This window comes from Mycobacterium sp. NGS57, from assembly GCF_059812405.1.
Genome location: NZ_JCALCP010000003.1, coordinates 126,583 through 142,791, shown reverse-complemented (window position 1 = coordinate 142,791; position 16,209 = coordinate 126,583). Strand labels below are relative to the sequence as shown.

The 16,209-nt window shown below is 65.5% G+C and carries 19 protein-coding genes; 11 read left to right on the top strand and 8 right to left on the bottom strand.

The genetic code is table 11. The features are described from left to right. Positions 1-65 precede the first annotated feature (65 nt). Both AC5Y43_RS07035 and AC5Y43_RS07030 read left to right on the top strand, forming a co-directional pair. Positions 66-422: a type II toxin-antitoxin system Phd/YefM family antitoxin gene (locus AC5Y43_RS07035; RefSeq protein ID WP_499970728.1), complete on the top strand. Its 357-nt coding sequence runs from the start codon at positions 66-68 to the stop codon at positions 420-422. Positions 423-440: 18 nt separating this feature from the next. Beyond that, complete coding sequence (locus AC5Y43_RS07030; protein ID WP_499970725.1) at positions 441-1,079, top strand: ATPase; 639 nt, start codon at positions 441-443, stop codon at positions 1,077-1,079. Here the strand turns inward: AC5Y43_RS07030 and AC5Y43_RS07025 are convergent. Continuing rightward, the gene (locus tag AC5Y43_RS07025) at positions 1,069-1,626 is read right to left on the bottom strand and encodes an FKBP-type peptidyl-prolyl cis-trans isomerase (RefSeq protein WP_499970723.1); all 558 of its coding nucleotides are present in this window, start codon (positions 1,624-1,626) and stop codon (positions 1,069-1,071) included. The genes AC5Y43_RS07030 and AC5Y43_RS07025 overlap by 11 nt on opposite strands. Before the next feature lie 279 nt (positions 1,627-1,905). Between AC5Y43_RS07025 and AC5Y43_RS07020 the strand changes: the two genes are divergently transcribed. Then, a complete protein-coding gene (locus AC5Y43_RS07020; RefSeq protein ID WP_499970721.1) occupies positions 1,906-2,334 on the top strand; it encodes a cellulose-binding domain-containing protein in 429 nt (142 codons plus the stop codon). Positions 2,335-2,495: 161 nt separating this feature from the next. On the opposite strand, the gene AC5Y43_RS07015 is transcribed toward AC5Y43_RS07020, so the two are convergent. Continuing rightward, positions 2,496-2,915 (bottom strand): DUF1942 domain-containing protein, encoded by a 420-nt coding sequence (locus AC5Y43_RS07015; protein WP_499971519.1) that lies wholly within the window; start codon positions 2,913-2,915, stop codon positions 2,496-2,498. A gap of 253 nt (positions 2,916-3,168) precedes the next feature. On the opposite strand from AC5Y43_RS07015, the gene AC5Y43_RS07010 reads away from it, so the two are divergent. Beyond that, a complete protein-coding gene (locus tag AC5Y43_RS07010; protein ID WP_499970718.1) occupies positions 3,169-3,777 on the top strand; it encodes an LGFP repeat-containing protein in 609 nt (202 codons plus the stop codon). Between the two features lie 109 nt (positions 3,778-3,886). Here the strand turns inward: AC5Y43_RS07010 and AC5Y43_RS07005 are convergent, their stop codons facing one another. Continuing rightward, complete coding sequence (locus AC5Y43_RS07005) at positions 3,887-4,645, bottom strand: class I SAM-dependent methyltransferase (RefSeq protein WP_499970716.1); 759 nt, start codon at positions 4,643-4,645, stop codon at positions 3,887-3,889. Positions 4,646-5,018: 373 nt separating this feature from the next. Between AC5Y43_RS07005 and AC5Y43_RS07000 the strand changes: the two genes are divergently transcribed. Then, positions 5,019-5,252 carry a hypothetical protein gene (locus AC5Y43_RS07000; RefSeq protein ID WP_019971094.1) on the top strand — a complete coding sequence of 78 codons (234 nt, stop codon included), beginning with the start codon at positions 5,019-5,021 and terminating at the stop codon, positions 5,250-5,252. Continuing rightward, positions 5,242-5,553: a type II toxin-antitoxin system PemK/MazF family toxin gene (locus AC5Y43_RS06995; RefSeq protein WP_499970714.1), complete on the top strand. Its 312-nt coding sequence runs from the start codon at positions 5,242-5,244 to the stop codon at positions 5,551-5,553. Before AC5Y43_RS07000 ends, AC5Y43_RS06995 begins: the two co-directional genes overlap by 11 nt. 670 nt (positions 5,554-6,223) lie before the next feature. On the opposite strand, the gene AC5Y43_RS06990 is transcribed toward AC5Y43_RS06995, so the two are convergent. Then, positions 6,224-6,445 (bottom strand): ribbon-helix-helix protein, CopG family, encoded by a 222-nt coding sequence (locus AC5Y43_RS06990; protein ID WP_499970712.1) that lies wholly within the window; start codon positions 6,443-6,445, stop codon positions 6,224-6,226. Between the two features lie 395 nt (positions 6,446-6,840). On the opposite strand from AC5Y43_RS06990, the gene AC5Y43_RS06985 reads away from it, so the two are divergent. Continuing rightward, positions 6,841-7,770 carry an alpha/beta fold hydrolase gene (locus tag AC5Y43_RS06985; protein ID WP_499970710.1) on the top strand — a complete coding sequence of 310 codons (930 nt, stop codon included), beginning with the start codon at positions 6,841-6,843 and terminating at the stop codon, positions 7,768-7,770. Between the two features lie 245 nt (positions 7,771-8,015). On the opposite strand, the gene AC5Y43_RS06980 is transcribed toward AC5Y43_RS06985, so the two are convergent. Genes AC5Y43_RS06980 through AC5Y43_RS06970 form a run of 3 tightly spaced genes read right to left on the bottom strand, consistent with a single transcriptional unit; the run spans position 8,016 to position 10,056 of the window. Further along, positions 8,016-8,594, bottom strand: coding sequence for a carboxymuconolactone decarboxylase family protein (locus AC5Y43_RS06980; RefSeq protein ID WP_499970707.1), 579 nt, complete (start codon positions 8,592-8,594; stop codon positions 8,016-8,018). Positions 8,595-8,633: 39 nt separating this feature from the next. Next, positions 8,634-9,317, bottom strand: coding sequence for a nitroreductase family protein (locus AC5Y43_RS06975; protein WP_499970705.1), 684 nt, complete (start codon positions 9,315-9,317; stop codon positions 8,634-8,636). 25 nt (positions 9,318-9,342) lie between these two features. Further along, positions 9,343-10,056, bottom strand: coding sequence for a 2OG-Fe(II) oxygenase (locus tag AC5Y43_RS06970; RefSeq protein ID WP_499970704.1), 714 nt, complete (start codon positions 10,054-10,056; stop codon positions 9,343-9,345). 133 nt (positions 10,057-10,189) lie between these two features. Between AC5Y43_RS06970 and AC5Y43_RS06965 the strand changes: the two genes are divergently transcribed. The 4 genes from AC5Y43_RS06965 (at position 10,190) to AC5Y43_RS06950 (ending at position 15,389) form a co-directional block, all read left to right on the top strand. Further along, a complete protein-coding gene (locus AC5Y43_RS06965; protein WP_499970703.1) occupies positions 10,190-11,116 on the top strand; it encodes an alpha/beta hydrolase in 927 nt (308 codons plus the stop codon). A gap of 69 nt (positions 11,117-11,185) precedes the next feature. Next, positions 11,186-11,809: a TetR family transcriptional regulator gene (locus AC5Y43_RS06960; RefSeq protein WP_499970702.1), complete on the top strand. Its 624-nt coding sequence runs from the start codon at positions 11,186-11,188 to the stop codon at positions 11,807-11,809. A gap of 233 nt (positions 11,810-12,042) precedes the next feature. Further along, positions 12,043-12,477, top strand: a complete 435-nt coding sequence (locus AC5Y43_RS06955; protein ID WP_499970701.1) for an MmpS family transport accessory protein — start codon at positions 12,043-12,045, stop codon at positions 12,475-12,477. Continuing rightward, complete coding sequence (locus AC5Y43_RS06950) at positions 12,474-15,389, top strand: MMPL/RND family transporter (protein WP_499970700.1); 2,916 nt, start codon at positions 12,474-12,476, stop codon at positions 15,387-15,389. Before AC5Y43_RS06955 ends, AC5Y43_RS06950 begins: the two co-directional genes overlap by 4 nt. Positions 15,390-15,392: 3 nt before the next feature. Here the strand turns inward: AC5Y43_RS06950 and AC5Y43_RS06945 are convergent, their stop codons facing one another. Further along, a complete protein-coding gene (locus tag AC5Y43_RS06945; protein ID WP_499970699.1) occupies positions 15,393-16,175 on the bottom strand; it encodes an SDR family oxidoreductase in 783 nt (260 codons plus the stop codon). Positions 16,176-16,209 lie beyond the last annotated feature (34 nt).

Here is a 16,209-nt window from a genome sequence, read left to right as displayed (position 1 = left end):
CCAATTGGTACAAAATAGACGAAACAGCTAGACTTGGAGGTCTGCAGACGAACGAGGGGAGCGCCATGACCACCGTCTTGTTCCGTGACCGCGACGGCAAGCTCGTCGATGTGCCCACGGTGACCGCCAGCCGCTTCAAAAACGAGTTCGGCAAGGTCTTCGACCAGGCCGCGGTCAGCGGGGCGGTGGTGATCACCAAGCACGACACCCCCAGGGCGGTGCTGCTGTCGTATTCGGAATTCGAGGCTCTGACCGCGTCGGCCACGCCGGCGCTCGACGAGCTCAGTGAGCGCTTCGACAAGCTGCTGGCGACCATGCAGACGCGCAAGGCCAAGGCCGGGGTGGCCGCGGCGTTCGACGCCACACCGGAGGAACTGGGCGCCGCCGCGGTGAAGGCGGCGCCCACCGCGGCGCGACGCTGATCCACCCGCTCCACGACGATGCCGCCGCAGATACACGTATTGGCGGGCGTCAACGGCGCCGGCAAGAGCAGCATCGTCGGCGCGACGATCCGCGCCAAGGGCGGCGAGTACTACAACCCCGACGAGGCCGCGCGCGAGATCAGGGCGGCCAATCCCGGACTGGGCCAGACCGAGGCCAACGCGGCGGCATGGGAGCAGGGCCGAAGGCTTCTGCAACGGGCGATCGACGAAGGCCTCGATTTCACCGTCGAGACCACGCTCGGCGGCAACACCATGCCGGCAATGCTGGCCGAGGCGGCCAAGCGAGGCATCGAGGTCCGCGTCTTCTACGTCGGGCTCGACAGCGCCGACGCCCATATCGAGCGGGTGCGACAACGGGTCCGCGCCGGGGGGCATGACATCCCCGAAGCCGACATCCGCCGTCGCTGCCGCCACAGCCTGATCAATCTCGTGGCGTTGCTACCGGTGCTCACCGGGCTGCGGGTCTATGACAACTCCGCGACCGGCGACCCCGCCGCCGGGCAGGCACCGAAGCCGGTCTTGGTGTTGCACATGGAGCGCGGCCGCATCGTCGCGCCGGAGGATTTGACCGCCACACCGGCTTGGGCCAAGCCCATCGTCGCCGCCGCGCTGGAGCGTTCGCAGCTCAGCCCGTAGCGCTGAGGATCTTGATCGCGAAGATGAGCGAGTCGCCGGGCCGGATTCCGGCGCTGGGCTGGCCGTTGGGGTAGCCGTCGGCGGGGACCATCGCGACCGCGACCGTGGACCCGACCTTTTGTCCCGCGATGGCCTTCTGAAAGCCCGGTACGACTCCGGTGAGCGGGAAGTCAACCGGCGCGCCCCGTTCGTAGCTGCTGTCGAAGACGGACCCATCACGTCCGTTGACGCCCATGTAGCAGACGGAAACCCGGGCGGTGGACGAGACCACCGGTCCGTCACCGGCGTGCAGCGTATGAACCTGAGTCTGAACGACGGCAAACGGCGCCGTCACGCTCACGCGCGGAGCGGTCGTATCAGTGGAGCCGGTGACCGCGACGCTGCCGGTGCTCCCGGCCAGCGTCCAGTCTGGAGTGCCGCCATTCGGAGGCGCCGCGGTGGGGCAGGAGCCGGCCGCGGTTGCGGTGCCCGTTCCGGCGAGCGTCAGGACGGTTGCCGCGACACAGGCCGCGAGCGCGATGGAGGAATTCACCCGGGAGAATTTCACCGCCGTCACGCTACAGCAGCCCGCCGCATCAAATGCACCGAGCAGGAAAGCCCGTCGCGCTCAATGCAGCGTCATTTGCCGTTGTCGACCTGGCTCATCGCGCCCGCATCCATTGAAATCGGCGGTAGACCTTCAACCTCTGGGCCATGGCTCTGACCTGGGACCCTGACGGCGTTGTGTTGGCTAAGGTTTCATAACGGTTTCGGTTGAGCAAAGGTACGGCAGCTTACCCGCGACGCGCGGGCTTATATCGCCTGCCTGGCCTTAATGTTGGCCGCTATGGCAGCACTGCACAACGGCGTGAAACGCTGGCGCACAGCGCTTCACGTGATCGTATCGGCATTGATGGTTGCCATCCCCGGACTCATCGCCACCCCCGTAGCTCATGCGGCCGCGGCCACGGCGACGTTCACGGTGGAACATACGTGGCAGACCGGCTTCATCGCCCGCTTCACCATCACCAACGCGAGCATCGCACCGCTCAGCGATTGGCGGATTGACTTCGACATGCCGGCGGGACAATCCGTCCTGCACACCTGGAATAGCACCGTCACCCAATCGGGCACACACTACGTTCTGACCCCCGCGAATTGGAATCGCGTCATCGCACCGGGCGGCACAGCCACAGGCGGCATCCGAGGCGGGCTCACCGGTACCTACTCGCCGCCGTCGAACTGCGTGCTTAACCGGCAATTTCCTTGCACGTAAAGGTGTTTGCGCACTTCGGCTCGATCACATAGCGATTCGGCCCCAAACGGGTTCCTGTCACGAATCCCCCAGCGGGGGAGCGGCGCACCTTGCACCACCCGCTGGGCATCGAAATCCGTTGGTGTGAAGCGTGTTAGAAATTTTGCGGTAAATCCGAGTCGCTAGCCTTTCCAGACGACCTTGTCCGTGCCCCCGGCGTCCCGGTAGACGACACTGTCGGGGTTCGTACCGCTGCGAACGTCGAAGTAAATGCGCCCCGTAACAGGATTGCCTAAGGGAAGTGGCCCCTCAGGAAGCCCGTCGGTCTGGTTGCCCTTCATCACCGCGAACGTGGAGCTGTTGACGGCGCGGGCATTGAAGTCGGCAATGTTCGGGGTTGCATTACCGCTCACACCTTTGGCGGTGACGTCGGAGTACCAGATGCCGTCGTTGTGGCCGCTGGGCTGCAGGTTGTTCACGGTGCAGTCGATGGTGCCGCCCATGCTGGAAATCTCGGCCATCTGGCCGAATTGCAGCACTTGCGGAGCGGCGAATGCCGGTGCGGGCGCGAAAAGTCCGACCCCGGCCAATACGGCTGTTATTGCCGTTGTTTTTGATGCAAGGTGTGAGAAGGCCACGTCGGGCTCCCTTCGTGAGGTGCCGGCTGTCAAAGGTGGCAGCTAATTACCCGGTGAGGTCTATCCACAGCACGGAATTTCAAACCTGATCTTCGCTTGCGCGTTTGTCGTTTCATGAATCTCGCGCCGTGCCGGACTCACCGTCTACGACCGCGGCGTAAGTTCGTTCGGAGCTACGAGGACCGCCACAGACCGCGCCACTCGCGAGAGGAAGCCCATGAAAGCGATCGGATCCCACCACGCAGCAGTCGTCGGCCTGGCCGCCGTCGCGCTGATCGCGGTGGGCTGCAGCAATGGCAAGAGCGTCCACGCGTCGGCACCGCCTCAGGCCGGGGTGAGTGCCACCTCCACGTCTCCATCCCCGGCGCGGCCGCCCGAGGTGAAGCTCATCGGGGAGAGCGACGTCGAGGTGACTCTGACCGGCCCGATCGCCGCCAAGTACTCGTCGGCAACCGAGGATCAAAAGAAGGCTCTCGGCAAGCCGCTGACGGGTGACCGCAACGCGGGGACACGGGAGAGCGGCGTGGTATTTCAGCAATTTCAGGGCGGCGTGATCACCGCCGAAAACGCCAAAGCCGGCACGCCCGCCTATATCACCCTGGGCAAGATCCGAGAGGCCTGGAATGTCCCGCGCGCCGCGGACGGTACGCCTGCGACCACCGGCACTAACGGATCGGCAGGTCCGCTGGGCCTACCCATCAGCGACGGAAACGCGGTCGGCGATCTGCTCGTGTCGAACTTCGAGCACGGCAAGATCGAGTACAACCCGAAGACCGACCAGGTCCAGGTGACGGTAAACGGCAAGGTCGTACCATCCGGGCTGTAAGGCGCGCACAGGTGACCCAATCGCTTTGCAGCGCCCGCTATTCGGGGACGCGACAACCACCGAGACGGAAACGCTGCACGGCGAAGACAGGGCAGCCTGATTCCGTTGATTATTGCCCCGCCACGACGAGCCGGAGTCCGGCGTCGACGGCCTCGAGACTATTCAGATCGCGATGGCGAATCTCCCAAGCACCCGTATCGAGGTCCTCGCGTAGCCGCTTGAGCCCAGGATCAAGATCCTTTGCCGGGAGCCGTGCTAGGCCTGATATGCAGCGCCGCACGCCGGGGTCAAGATACGCGGCAGGTCGGCGCCAATAGGCCGGGCCAAAGCCGTCCGAGCAATCATGCGGCACCAGAACCGTCTCGATCCGGTCGGCGCCAATCACTTCGGCTACTTCGGCGATAGGTAGTTCCGAGGCCGCCGACACACTTGCAGCGGCGGGGAAGTACTCCTGCCAAAGCCAGAACGCGCTGTGGACGGCCGGCTCGTAGGCAAAGATGACGATGCGCCGAGCGACGCGGACAAGTTCGCGCAACCCTGCGAGGGGATCGGACCAGTGGTGGATCGTCAAGACGGCCATCGCCGCATCGAAGGCCTGGTCGCAAAGCGGTAGTCGTTCAGCGGCGGCCCGGATGCATGGCGCCGCATCTGGAGCCCGCTGCTTGACCATCACCCCGGAGGGCTCGACCGCAAGGACGACGCGATCGATGGGCTCATAGGAACCCGTCCCGGCGCCGACGTTCACCACGTTCGAAGCATCGCCGAGAGCCGACGAGATCCTGGCTGCGATCCGAGAATCGGGGTTGCGAAAGCGCGCATAACTTACACCAACGCGGTCATAGGTGTTGCGCGCAACCGAACGCTTCACCCATCCACTCTGACCGACAGCGACGGCAACAAGCCAGCAATTCGTGCCTGGCGCAAAGCCGCCGCGGCCCCACAGCGGCCAAGGGGATGAACGCGCCGGCAGGGTCGAGCTGCCGGACGTCACCGACAACGATTACGGGTAACCCGCCTTATTCGAGTCGGCCGTATTCCACCCGAATCGAGCGGCGACGCGAGCGCTGGGCAGGACCTGGAGTCTGAGAGCAATGGCCGAGACGACCCAGACGCGCATGTTCTGTTTGCTACCGGCCACACCGGTTGTCGGTGGACAGGCGCTGCTGGAGTTGCCGCTGCTGGGTCAAAAAACGCCCATGTGGATCCAGCGGTCGTCTTACAAAACGTCGTACACTGTTGCGATGGCTGACACGATCACCTTCAGGCCCGACGAAGACACATCAAAGGCGCTGGAGGTCTTGACCAAAGACGGAACCGCCGTGTCCGTAGCCGTTCGATCTGCTCTTATCGATGCCGCACGACGGAAGGCCGGCGCGGCGATTCGTGCCGAGGCGGAAAGGCTTGCTGAAGACGAGTCCGACCGCGCTGAGGCTATGCAGGTGCTGCGCGATATGGAGACGTTGCGTGCGTGGTGAGGTCTTTCAGTTGCGTGCCCCGCGGGGGAGTCGCGGTCACGAGCAGTCCCGTTCCCGCTACGCCGTAGTAATCCAGTCAGATCAACTGCCGCTGTCGACGTGGCTGATTGCACCAACATCCACGTCGGCTCGTGCCGCCAGTTTTCGTCCCGAAGTTGAAATCGGCGGCGTGAACACCCGCGTGCTTGCCGAACAGGCCGCCGCAGTCGACCCGGGCCGACTCGGCAAGGGCGTCGGGTTCCTAAGCTTCGATGAGATGCGCCGCGTTGATGCGGCACTGCGCATCGTCCTCGATCTATGAGCGTCGGACAAGCCTCGATATCTGAAGAGACCATAGACCTTTTGCCCAAGTCCCCGCCCATGAGACGCGCAGTCGGGGGCAGGTCTGATTCATCTGACGAAACCGGAGAAAGTTTACCTAACATAATGTCGCTTATCGGTAAATGACTAATGCCGAGTTCATGCCACTCTCGGCGACGGTGATGATATGAGCCGACGCCCGCCACCTCTGCTCCACCGGCGTACAGCCCGTCGGAACCCAACTGGGCGCCCGTCGCGCCACCCCGGGAACCGGCAATGAGAGCGACGTGTTCACTGGGCGAGGCACTCGCACGCAAAACGGGGCCACTCGTTCGCCCCACCCACACCTACAGGCGAGATCGGCACTAATTTGTCACGGTGACGAATTGCGATGGGCCGCTGGCACTTTCCCGATGTCACCCGAACGGATCCCGACCCCCGCCCGTCAGTCCGTGCGGCCTAGCGGCGCCGCGCCTCGAGTACGTCAAGCTTTACCGATCGAATGGCAGTGCCAGCAGGTCGTTACGTATCCATACCAACCAGGGGGCGCACTTCCCCCGACTCGCCCATCGTCGCCAAAACGTCACTGTGACGAATATTGGTGCAGCGCAAGGTTATTGGGCTGCGGGCCGGCGTTTCTGGATCGGCTCAGTAGATAGCAGCGCCGCTGATCACCACTCATCGTCCACGGCGTCGAGTACGCGGTGGCCCACCGCCACCGCGGCAGCCTCCGCTTCGTCGTCGCCTTGCAGATGCACTAGTGCACTATCGATCTGTCCAGTCAGCGATTGTGCGGCTCGAGTAAAGAACTCGGATCGACTCATGCCCAGGTCACTCGCTCGCTGAACGACACGATCGAACGTCTCGTCCGGAAGCGATATGGCTGTCTTCATATGGAACTATAACCCGGTACCTGATGCCCCCTTCGCCGCATGCCTTGGTAGGCACTCGCAGCTGTCGAGCACGCACCGTTTACTAGATGGAACCGGCCTGCGTTGCACTGACTCTGCGCTCATGGCGCGCCCTTCTCGTACTTTTGCGCCCTGGACGCAGAGTCAACGCGGCGGGAACCCACCAAATGCTCTGCCCCGCAGGCGATTTCCAGACATTACCGTCACGGTGACGAAACTGCCGGGGCGGTCTGGATGACCCCGGCGCATGCTGATGGGTCGCCGCACCCCCTAAGAGCGACACTTTGCCGGCGAAGGATGCGAGGGCCGCAGCGACACCTGGCCGCGGCGCCGCATACGCTATCGATGCGCAAGGCCGGCGGGGAGGAACTGCATCCATGAGCGATGTCGATGCGGAGGGTGCGGGCGAGGGGTCCGGCTTAGAGCCGCCCGTCTCACCCGAGGTACGCAAAGCCTTCGAGGTGTTGGAGCGGTGCGCGCCGGAGCTGGGAGCGTGCTGGGCGATCGAGCTGTGGTGCACGCCGCCTGATCCCAGGTCGACTCGCATGCCGCCCGGCGTGGGCGCTGGCGAGCGCGTGGAAGCGCGGTGGTCAGGCCACCGGGTTGCCGGCGAGGCCTGGGGTGAGGGGCCACCCGTGTACCTGGTGCACGGCTGGGGCGGGTGCCGCGCACACCTCGGCGTGTTCATCAAGCCCCTTGTCGCGGCCGGGCATCGCGTCATTGCGTTCGACTTGCCCAGCCACGAGGAGTCCGAGCGCGGCGACCTGGCTCCGGGGCGCACGACGATCGCCGAATGTGCGCGTGCGGTACAGGCCATGGTGGATGCCCACGGGCCTGCGCGAGCGATCGTCGCCCACTCCCTCGGCGCCAAGGCGGCCGCGCTGGCGCTGTCCTGGGGAGCACCCGCCGAGCGGCTGGTCTTTCTGGCGCCGATGGGTGGGTTTTCGAAATATCTCGACTGGTTCGCGCGCCGCCACGGCTTCGGCCCGCGCATCCGCGACGCCCTGCACCGCCGACTCGATCGTCGACTCGGGTTCCCCTTGCTGCACTCAGACCTCACGCACCTGGCGTCGTGCATTGACGATCCGCCGCCGCTGCTGGTCGTGCACGACCCCGATGACCCCGACAGCCCCTTCGAGATGAGCAAAGACCTGGTCAGCAGGTGGCCGGGGGCGACCTTGACCGCTACCCAGGGACTCGGGCGGCTCGCGCACTACCGCATCTTGCGCCATCCAGAGGCGGTGCGCGCCGGCGTCGAGTTCGCGCTTGCGGATTCGCCGGCGGCAGCGCTGCCCGACACGGTGTGAAAGCGCGTCGGCGCACCATTTCGTCACGGTGCCGTTTCTCTCGTTCCCACGCCCCCGCTCGACAAACCGGAAAATGTGCGCCTATCGCACACGCGCCGGACGGTCGGCAGTCCTGAGCCCGAATTCCTCCCGTGCGCGCTCGATCAACGCGGTCTCGACGAGGTCGCGCGCTGGGCCGATCTGGCTCGCAGCGCTGACTTTTCGGGCGTCGCCGCTTCGGTGCGCCCGATCTAGGACAACCGCCGCTAGCCCGTCGCGACCACCGACGCGGAGTTCCACGGCGCGGGGCGCTCGGGCGAAACCGCGGTGTCGGGCAGATCCTCGGTGACGTCCCAGGTCGCCGAGAGCCGCCCGATGCCCAGCGCGACCGCGCAGTGCACACCGAGCTCCACGAGCTGGTCCTCGGTGAAGTGCTCGCGCAGTTCGTCGTACACCGCGTCGTCGATGGCCAGATGGTCGGTGGCGAACAGCTCGGCGAAGCGGATCGCGGATCGCTCGGCGGCCGAAAGGTTTTCGGCTTCGGCGGGCCGTTCCAGCGAGCAGACCGCGTCCTCGTCGAGGCCGTCGTCGATGGCGCTCTGATAGCGCACCGCGATGCAGCTTCGGCACTGGTTGAAAAATGCGATGCGCAGTCGGGCCAGCTCGAGCAATCTTGGCGGCAACGTTCCGCTGTCACGCAGCGCCGCGGTCAGTGAGCCCAGCGCCCCGGCCACCGCGGGAAGGCGTCCCATGATGGCGGCGACGCCGAGATTGATCCGATCGCCCTGACCGAGATCTTGGGTGGGCACCGCAGCAAAGGCCGCCGAAGGCTCGATTCGCGTCACTGCATCGTCTCCCGTTCACCGAATAGCCCCGGCGCCACGCTACTCCCCTGCGTCGCCCGTCCCGCCGAAGGGCGGACCGTCGAAGCGCTCGGAGGTGGCGAACTCGGGCACGGACCGTCGGCGCAATTTGGTGACCTGACGCACCGGCCTGCCGAGCGGCACCACCGCGGCGATCGCATACGGGTCGGGCACGCCGAGCAATTCCTTGACTCGGGGCTCCTCGGCCACGGCCATCGTGGTCAACACCCCGCCGTACCCTTCGTTGCGCGCGGCCAGCAGCACGCTCCAGACGAACGGGTACACCGAAGCCCCGGCTATCACCCCGATCCGGTCGAGGCCCTGATCGCTGGCGGCGACGACGCCGAGGTCCAGGCAGATCACCAGCACCACCGGCGCCTCGCGGACCGAGGCCGACATGCGCGCGGGCGGCTGGGTCGCCTCGATCGTGGCGGCGTCGACTCCACTGGGCCGCAACGGATTCCACGGCGACTCGCCGGCCGCGAGCTGCGCGGTGTACCGGCGGGCGGCGGGTAGACCGAGGTCCGCCAGCGACGCCCGGGTCTGCCGGTCGCGCACCGCGATGACGCGCACGCCCTGCCGGTTGCCGCCCGTCGGCGCGAAGCGGGCGTGGTCGAGGATGCGCGCGAGCACGTCGTCGGGAAGTGGGTCTTCGCTGAATTCGCGCACCGCGGGCGTGGATCGCATGACGTCGTACAGCTCCATGGCACCATCGTGCCGCACGCGTCACTCAGGCCGCGTCGTGAAAGATCAAACCGAGGGTGCAGCGCACGCCGGACCGGACCACCGACACCCCGTGGCGCACCGGAGCGGCGGACCATCCCCGCGTCGTGCGCACCGGCCGTTCCCGAGTGGTGAAGATGTAGCCGTGCCCCTGCGGCAGCGTCGTGGCGGTACCACGCGACTGGGCGCGGGGCCGCTGCTCGACGAGCAGGAACTCACCGCCGGTGTGCGCCACGCCCGGCTGGTGCAGGTTGATGACAACCTGCAGCGGAAAAACGAGTTCCCCGTAGAGGTCTCGGTGCAAGGCGTTCCAGTCGCCCGGGCCGTACTTGAGCAACAACGCGGTCGGTTTGGTTTGGCCGGCGCCATGGCACACGTCCAGCCACTCGTCGAGACTGTCGGGCCAGGGTGGCTCGCGGCGCAGCTTGGTCCACCAGTCGCGGGCGATCGGCAACAGCCGTGGGTAGAGCGCCTGTTTCAGCCCCTCGATCGGCCGCGGCAACGGGCGGTCGAAGTAGCGGTACTCGCCCCGGCCGTAGCGGTGGCGGCCCATGTCGATGGTGGCGCGAAACAAGCCGTCGTCGCGATACAGATCGAACAGCGCCGCGCACTCGGTCGCAGTGAGCAGCGGCGGAAGCAGCGCGCCGCCAACGTCGTTCATGGCGACGGCGACGGCGTCCCAGTCCGCGGCGTTTACCCGCCGATCCCATTTCGACGGCATTGATTCACCTTCCCTGCCCAGCCGCGAAAGTGCGACTGGCGACGCGCTTCTCGAGTACGGGTGTCGGTAGTTGCACTCTCGCGGCCAGAAACTGAGGTATGGTCGGCGAAAGCCGGGCACGGGAGAGCACGCGATGGCAAATGCATACGCCGAGAACGCCTTCACGGCGCGGCACGCGATGGCCCCCGGTCTGCGCAAGGCGGCCCGATTCGTGCCCCGCGGATACGCGCTGAATCGCGGCTACCGGGTGCAGCGGGCGCTGATGAACCTCATGGGCAACGCGGGCCGGCTGCGCCACGTCCCGGTCGCGCGGGTCAACGAGCACGTGACGGTCCGGCTGCATCGCCCGGCCAGCCTGCCCGAGCGGGCGCCGGCGATGTTGTGGATCCACGGCGGCGGCACGATCATGGGCCACGCCGCCCAGGACGACAAGTTTCTCCGGAAGCTCTCGCATCTCACCGATGTCGCGGTGGCCGCGGTGGAACACCGGCTGGCACCCGAGCATCCCTACCCGATCCCGGTGGAGGACTGCTATGCGGCGCTGCAATGGCTGGCGCGGCAACCGTGGGTCGACCCGGATCGGGTCGCGATCGGGGGGGCCAGTGCCGGTGGACATTTCGCGGCGGCGGTGGCCCAACGGGCCCACGATCGCGACGACATCAAGCTCGCCTACCAGATGCTGGTCTATCCGATGCTGGACGACCGGACCGGCGCCGGCGGGGGCGACAAGCGAATCGTTTGGACCGCCAACGACAATCGGCTGGCGTGGCGGTGGTATCTCAACGGCGCGGATCCCAGGGAGGCCGCGCCGGCGCGACGGGAGAACCTGGCCGGCCTGCCCCCGACCTGGATCGGGGTTGGCTCGCTGGACCTGTTCTATCAGGAATGCTTGGACTACGCGCGACGGCTGCGCGAGGCGGGCGTCCCCGTGCATGAAGAGATCGTCCCGGGGGCGTTTCATGCGTTCGATCAGATCGCGGACAAGGCGCCGGTGTCGGTGAAGTTCTTCGCCAGCCAGTGCGACCACCTGCGCGACGCCTTAACCTCAAGACGCCCGTGAGGTAGTCGGCGCGGACGGACCCGTCACAACCTGACTGCAAAGTTTGCGTTTTGTGCAACTATTAGTGCCATGGGCAACGAGATGGGACTTCGCGAGCGGCGCCGCCGCCAGACGAGCGCGGACATCCGCGACGCCGCGGTGCGCCTGGCGAGCGACCGCGGTTTCGACAAGGTCACCATCGAGGAGATCTGCATCGACGCCGGCATTTCCACGCGCACGTTCTTCAACTACTTCCCCACCAAAGAATCCGCGATCGCCTACGGCCCCTCCGACCTGCCCCCCGAGTTGGCCGAGGAATTCATCGCGGCCGGGTCCGCCTCGTACCGGGTCGTGCTGGCCGAGCTCATCACGCTGGCGGCCCACCATCTGCGCGACCTGCCGCCGCGGCGCGAACAGGCCGCCGGCATGATGGAACTGGCCAAAACCAGCCCCGCCGTCCTGGCCGCGTTCCTCGCCGAGTTGGAGCGATTCCAGACCCAGCTCACCGACATCGTCGCGCGCCGCCAGGCGATGCGGCCCGACGACGACATCCCCGCCCTGATCGCGGCGCTGGCGTTGACGGCCGTCCGTTCGGGCCTCGAGCGCTGGGCCAGCGACGACTCGAAGTACGCCGACGACACGCCGATGCCCTACGTCGAGCGCGCCGCCGCGCTGGTCAACAGCATTTTCGAAGCGCCCGCGACAGTTAGCTAGATCACTTTTTTGCACTGTCTGCAAATTATGCAGGCAATGTACTATGCTTTGGTGGGCTAAGTAGGGGGTAAGGCGATGCGGGGCCGGCATCCCAGCGCCCAACGATCGAAAACACGCGGATCGCGATGATCGGCGAAGTCCACTGCGCCGCAAGCTGATTGCGGCCAGTGCCACCCGACCTCGCCCGGTCCGGCCGCCGAGTGACGCCGAGCGATGAGAAAGGACGCCCGCAGGTGCAGCTATCGAAGGTGGTGCGCAACGCCTGGCTGCCGCTGTTGATCGTGGCGGTGGTCCTGGTCGGCGGGTTTGCCGTCGCTCGAGTCAAGTCGTTCTTCGGCGCGCACGACACGGGCGTCATGACCAGTCCGCGACTCGATGAGTCCAAGCCGTTCAAGCCCAAGGTCGTCAAATACGAAGTCTTCGGCTCGGCGACCCACGCCAACGTGAACTACCTCGATCTGTCCGCCGACCCGAAACGGATCGACGGCGCGCCGCTGCCGTGGACGCTGGTGCTGTCCACCACCGCGCCTTCGGCGTTCCCGAACCTCTCGGCGCAAAGCGACGGCAACTCCCTGGGCTGCCGCATCACCATCGATGACGAGGTCAAGGACGAGAACCTCACCCACGGCGTACACGCGCTGACCTTCTGCATGGTGAAGTCCGCATGAGCACGACGTTCAACGACGCCCGCACCGACACCATCCCCGTCGTCAGCGAACCCGTGCGGGACAAGATCCCCCGGCTCATCCGGACGTTCGCCGTGCCGATCATCCTGGGCTGGATCGCGATCATCGCCGTGCTCAACGTCTCCGTCCCCCAGTTGGAGGAGGTCGGCAAGACGCGCTCGGTGTCGATGGCCCCCGACGACGCGCAGTCGGTGGTCGCGACCAAGCGCATGGGCGCCGTGTTCAACGAGTACAAGTCCAACAGCTCGGTGATGATCGTCCTCGAGGGCCAGAATCCGCTGGGCGCGGATGCGCATAAGTACTACGACGAGGTCGTCAAGAGACTCGACGCCGACACCAAACACGTTGAGCACGTTCAGGATATGTGGAGCGACCCGCTGACCGGCGCGGGCGCGCAGAGCAACGACGGCAAGGCCGCCTACGTCCAGGTCTACCTCGCCGGTAACCAGGGCGAGGCCTTGGCCAACGAATCGGTGGAATCGGTTCAGAAGATCGTCAAGAGCATGCCCCCGCCCGGCGGGGTCAAGGCCTATGTCACCGGCCCCGCGGCGCTGGCGGCGGACCAGCACGAGGCCGGTGACCGCAGCATGCAGCTCATCACGGCGACCACATTCACGGTGATCATCGCGATGCTGCTGTTGGTCTATCGCTCGATCGTCACGGTCCTGCTCACGCTGGTGATGGTGGTGCTCGAGCTGTCGGCGGCGCGCGGAATGGTCGCGTTCCTGGGCTATTTCAAGCTCATCGGGCTCTCGACGTTCGCGACGAACCTGTTGGTCACCCTGGGGATCGCGGCCGCAACAGATTATGCGATCTTTCTGATCGGTCGGTATCAGGAAGCGCGCGCTATTGGCGAATCCCGAGAAGATGCGTACTACACGATGTACAAGGGCACCGCCCACGTGGTGCTCGGGTCGGGCTTGACCATCGCCGGCGCCACCTTCTGTCTGCACTTCACGAACCTGCCCTACTTCCAGACGCTGGGCATCCCGCTGGCGATCGGCATGGTGGTCGTCGTGGCGGCAGCCTTGACCCTGGGCCCCGCGGTCATCTCGCTGGCGTGCCGCTTCCGCAATACTCTGGAACCCAAGCGGGCGCAAAGGATTCGCGGCTGGCGCAAGGTCGGCGCCCTGGTCGTGCGGTGGCCCGGCCCGATCCTGGTGATGACGATCGGGGTGGCGCTGGTCGGCTTGCTGACCCTGCCCGGCTACCGCACCAACTACAACGACCGCAACTACCTGCCCACCGATCTGCCCGCGAATGAGGGTTACGCGGCCGCCGACCGGCACTTCTCGCAGGCACGGATGAATCCCGAAGTGCTGATGATCGAAAGCGACCATGATCTGCGTAACTCCGCGGACTTTCTGGTCATCGACAAGATCGCCAAGACCATCTTCCGGGTCCCGGGAATCTCTCGCGTGCAGGCCATCACCCGGCCGGAGGGCACGCCGATCGAGCACACGTCGATCCCGTTCCAGATCAGCATGCAGGGCGTCACCCAGCAGATGAATCAGAAGTACCAAGAAGACCAGATGGCCGACATGCTCAAACAGGCCGACATGATGCAGACGACGATCGACAGCATGGAAAAGATGTCCAGCATCACCGTGCAGATGTCAAACGACATGCATGCCATGGTCAAGAAGATGCACGACATGACCATGCATATCGACGAATTGCGTCAGCACATGGCGGATTTCGAGGACTTCTTCCGGCCGCTCCGCAGCTACTTCTACTGGGAAAAGCACTGCTACGACATCCCGGTCTGTTTCTCGATCCGGTCCGTCTTCGATGCGCTCGACGGCATCGACATCATGACCGACGACATCCAGAGCCTGCTGCCGGTCATGGATCATCTCGACACGCTGATGCCGCAGATGGTTGCGCTGATGCCGTCGATGATCGAGAACATGAAGGCCATGAAAACCACGATGCTGACCATGTATTCGACCCAGAAGGGCCTGCAGGATCAGCAGAACGAGGCGCAGAAGAACTCCAACGCCATGGGCAAGGCGTTCGACGCGTCCAAGAACGACGACTCGTTCTATCTGCCGCCGGAGACGTTCAACAACGCCGAGTTCAAGAAGGGCATGAAGAACTTCATCTCCCCCGACGGCCACGCCGTGCGCTTCATCATCAGCCACGACGGTGATCCGATGTCGCAGGAAGGCATTTCGCACATCGGCGCCATCAAGAAGGCCGCCTACGAGTCGCTGAAGGGCACTCCGCTGGAGGGCTCCAAGATCTACCTCGCGGGCACCGCGTCCATCTACAAGGACCTCAGCGACGGCAACACCTATGACCTGCTGATCGCCGGGATCGCCTCGCTGTGCCTGATTTTCATCATCATGCTGCTGATCACCCGGGGCGTCGTGGCGTCGGCGGTGATCGTGGGCACGGTCCTGCTGTCGCTGGGCGCTTCCTTCGGGCTTTCGGTGCTGATCTGGCAGCACCTGATCGGCATCGAACTGCACTGGATGGTGCTCGCGATGTCGGTGATCATCCTGCTGGCCGTCGGCGCCGACTACAACCTGCTGTTGGTGGCGCGGTTCAAGGAGGAGATCCACGCCGGCCTGAATACCGGGATCATCCGATCGATGGGCGGCACCGGGTCGGTGGTGACGTCGGCGGGTCTGGTGTTCGCGTTCACGATGATGACGATGGCGGTCAGTGAGTTGACGGTGATCGGCCAGGTGGGTACGACCATCGGCCTGGGGTTGCTGTTCGACACGTTGATCGTGCGCTCGCTGATGACGCCATCGATCGCCGCGCTGCTGGGCAAGTGGTTCTGGTGGCCGCAGCGGGTGCGACAGCGCCCGAAGCCGTCGCCCTGGCCGACTCCGGCCAAGCATCGCGAAGAGCTCGTCGACGCCGGACCCGCGAAAGTGCAGTAGGGCTTAGGTGACCCACTCCGGCTGTTGACTGGCGTCCACCGCCGAGAAGTCCTTGTGCCCCAGGCCGGCGGTGGTGCCGCCGTCCACGACGAACTCGGAGCCTGTCGAGTAGCTCGACTCGTCGCTGGCCAGGTACACGACGAGGTTCGACACCTCGCGGGGGTCGGCGGCGCGGCCCAGCGCGGTCTGGAAGATGTCGTCGGGCACCCATTCGGTCATCGGTGTCTTGATGAGCCCGGGATGGATGGAGTTCACCCGGATCCCGCTCGGACCCAGTTCCAGCGCCACCGATTTCGTCAGCCCGCGCACGGCGAATTTGCTTGCGGTGTAACCGTGGGAGGCGATAGTGCCGGCCATCCCCTCGATGGATGAGATGTTGATGATCGACCCGCGTCCCGCCTCCTTCATGGGCTTCACCACCGCGCGGATGCCGAGGAACACCCCGGTCACGTTGATGTCGAAAATCCTGTGCCACTCGGAGAGTTCGTAATCCTCGACGGTGCCGATGTTGAGGATGCCGGCGTTGTTCACCAGCACGTCGACGCCGCCGAACTCGCCGAGGGCCGTCGCCACCGCGGCTTCCCAGTGCTCGGCCTTCGTGACGTCCAGGTGTAGGTAGCGCGCGGCGTCACCGACTTCGGCCGCGACCGCCTTGCCCTCGTCGTCGAGAATGTCGCCGAACACCACCTTGGCCCCCTCGGCCACCAGCGTCCTGACGTGCGAGGCACCCATCCCCCGCGCTCCGCCGCTGACGATCGCGACCTTTCCCGCCAACCGTTCTGCCACTGTGCTTCTCCTGTCGCGTGCCGGGGTTTTCTGC

Bases quoted from the DNA above. Each gene is read 5' to 3' on its own strand.
- AC5Y43_RS06970 (WP_499970704.1), bottom strand. From the start codon at position 10,056: ATGCCGTCGAAATGGGATCGGCGGGTAAACGCCGCGGACTGGGACGCC.
- AC5Y43_RS06990 (WP_499970712.1), bottom strand. From the start codon at position 6,445: ATGAAGACAGCCATATCGCTTCCGGACGAGACGTTCGATCGTGTCGTT.
- AC5Y43_RS06960 (WP_499970702.1), top strand. From the start codon at position 11,186: ATGGGCAACGAGATGGGACTTCGCGAGCGGCGCCGCCGCCAGACGAGC.
- AC5Y43_RS06950 (WP_499970700.1), top strand. From the start codon at position 12,474: ATGAGCACGACGTTCAACGACGCCCGCACCGACACCATCCCCGTCGTC.
- AC5Y43_RS07030 (WP_499970725.1), top strand. From the start codon at position 441: ATGCCGCCGCAGATACACGTATTGGCGGGCGTCAACGGCGCCGGCAAG.
- AC5Y43_RS06985 (WP_499970710.1), top strand. From the start codon at position 6,841: ATGAGCGATGTCGATGCGGAGGGTGCGGGCGAGGGGTCCGGCTTAGAG.
- AC5Y43_RS06965 (WP_499970703.1), top strand. From the start codon at position 10,190: ATGGCAAATGCATACGCCGAGAACGCCTTCACGGCGCGGCACGCGATG.
- AC5Y43_RS07010 (WP_499970718.1), top strand. From the start codon at position 3,169: ATGAAAGCGATCGGATCCCACCACGCAGCAGTCGTCGGCCTGGCCGCC.
- AC5Y43_RS07035 (WP_499970728.1), top strand. From the start codon at position 66: ATGACCACCGTCTTGTTCCGTGACCGCGACGGCAAGCTCGTCGATGTG.
- AC5Y43_RS07000 (WP_019971094.1), top strand. From the start codon at position 5,019: ATGGCTGACACGATCACCTTCAGGCCCGACGAAGACACATCAAAGGCG.
- AC5Y43_RS07020 (WP_499970721.1), top strand. From the start codon at position 1,906: ATGGCAGCACTGCACAACGGCGTGAAACGCTGGCGCACAGCGCTTCAC.
- AC5Y43_RS06975 (WP_499970705.1), bottom strand. From the start codon at position 9,317: ATGGAGCTGTACGACGTCATGCGATCCACGCCCGCGGTGCGCGAATTC.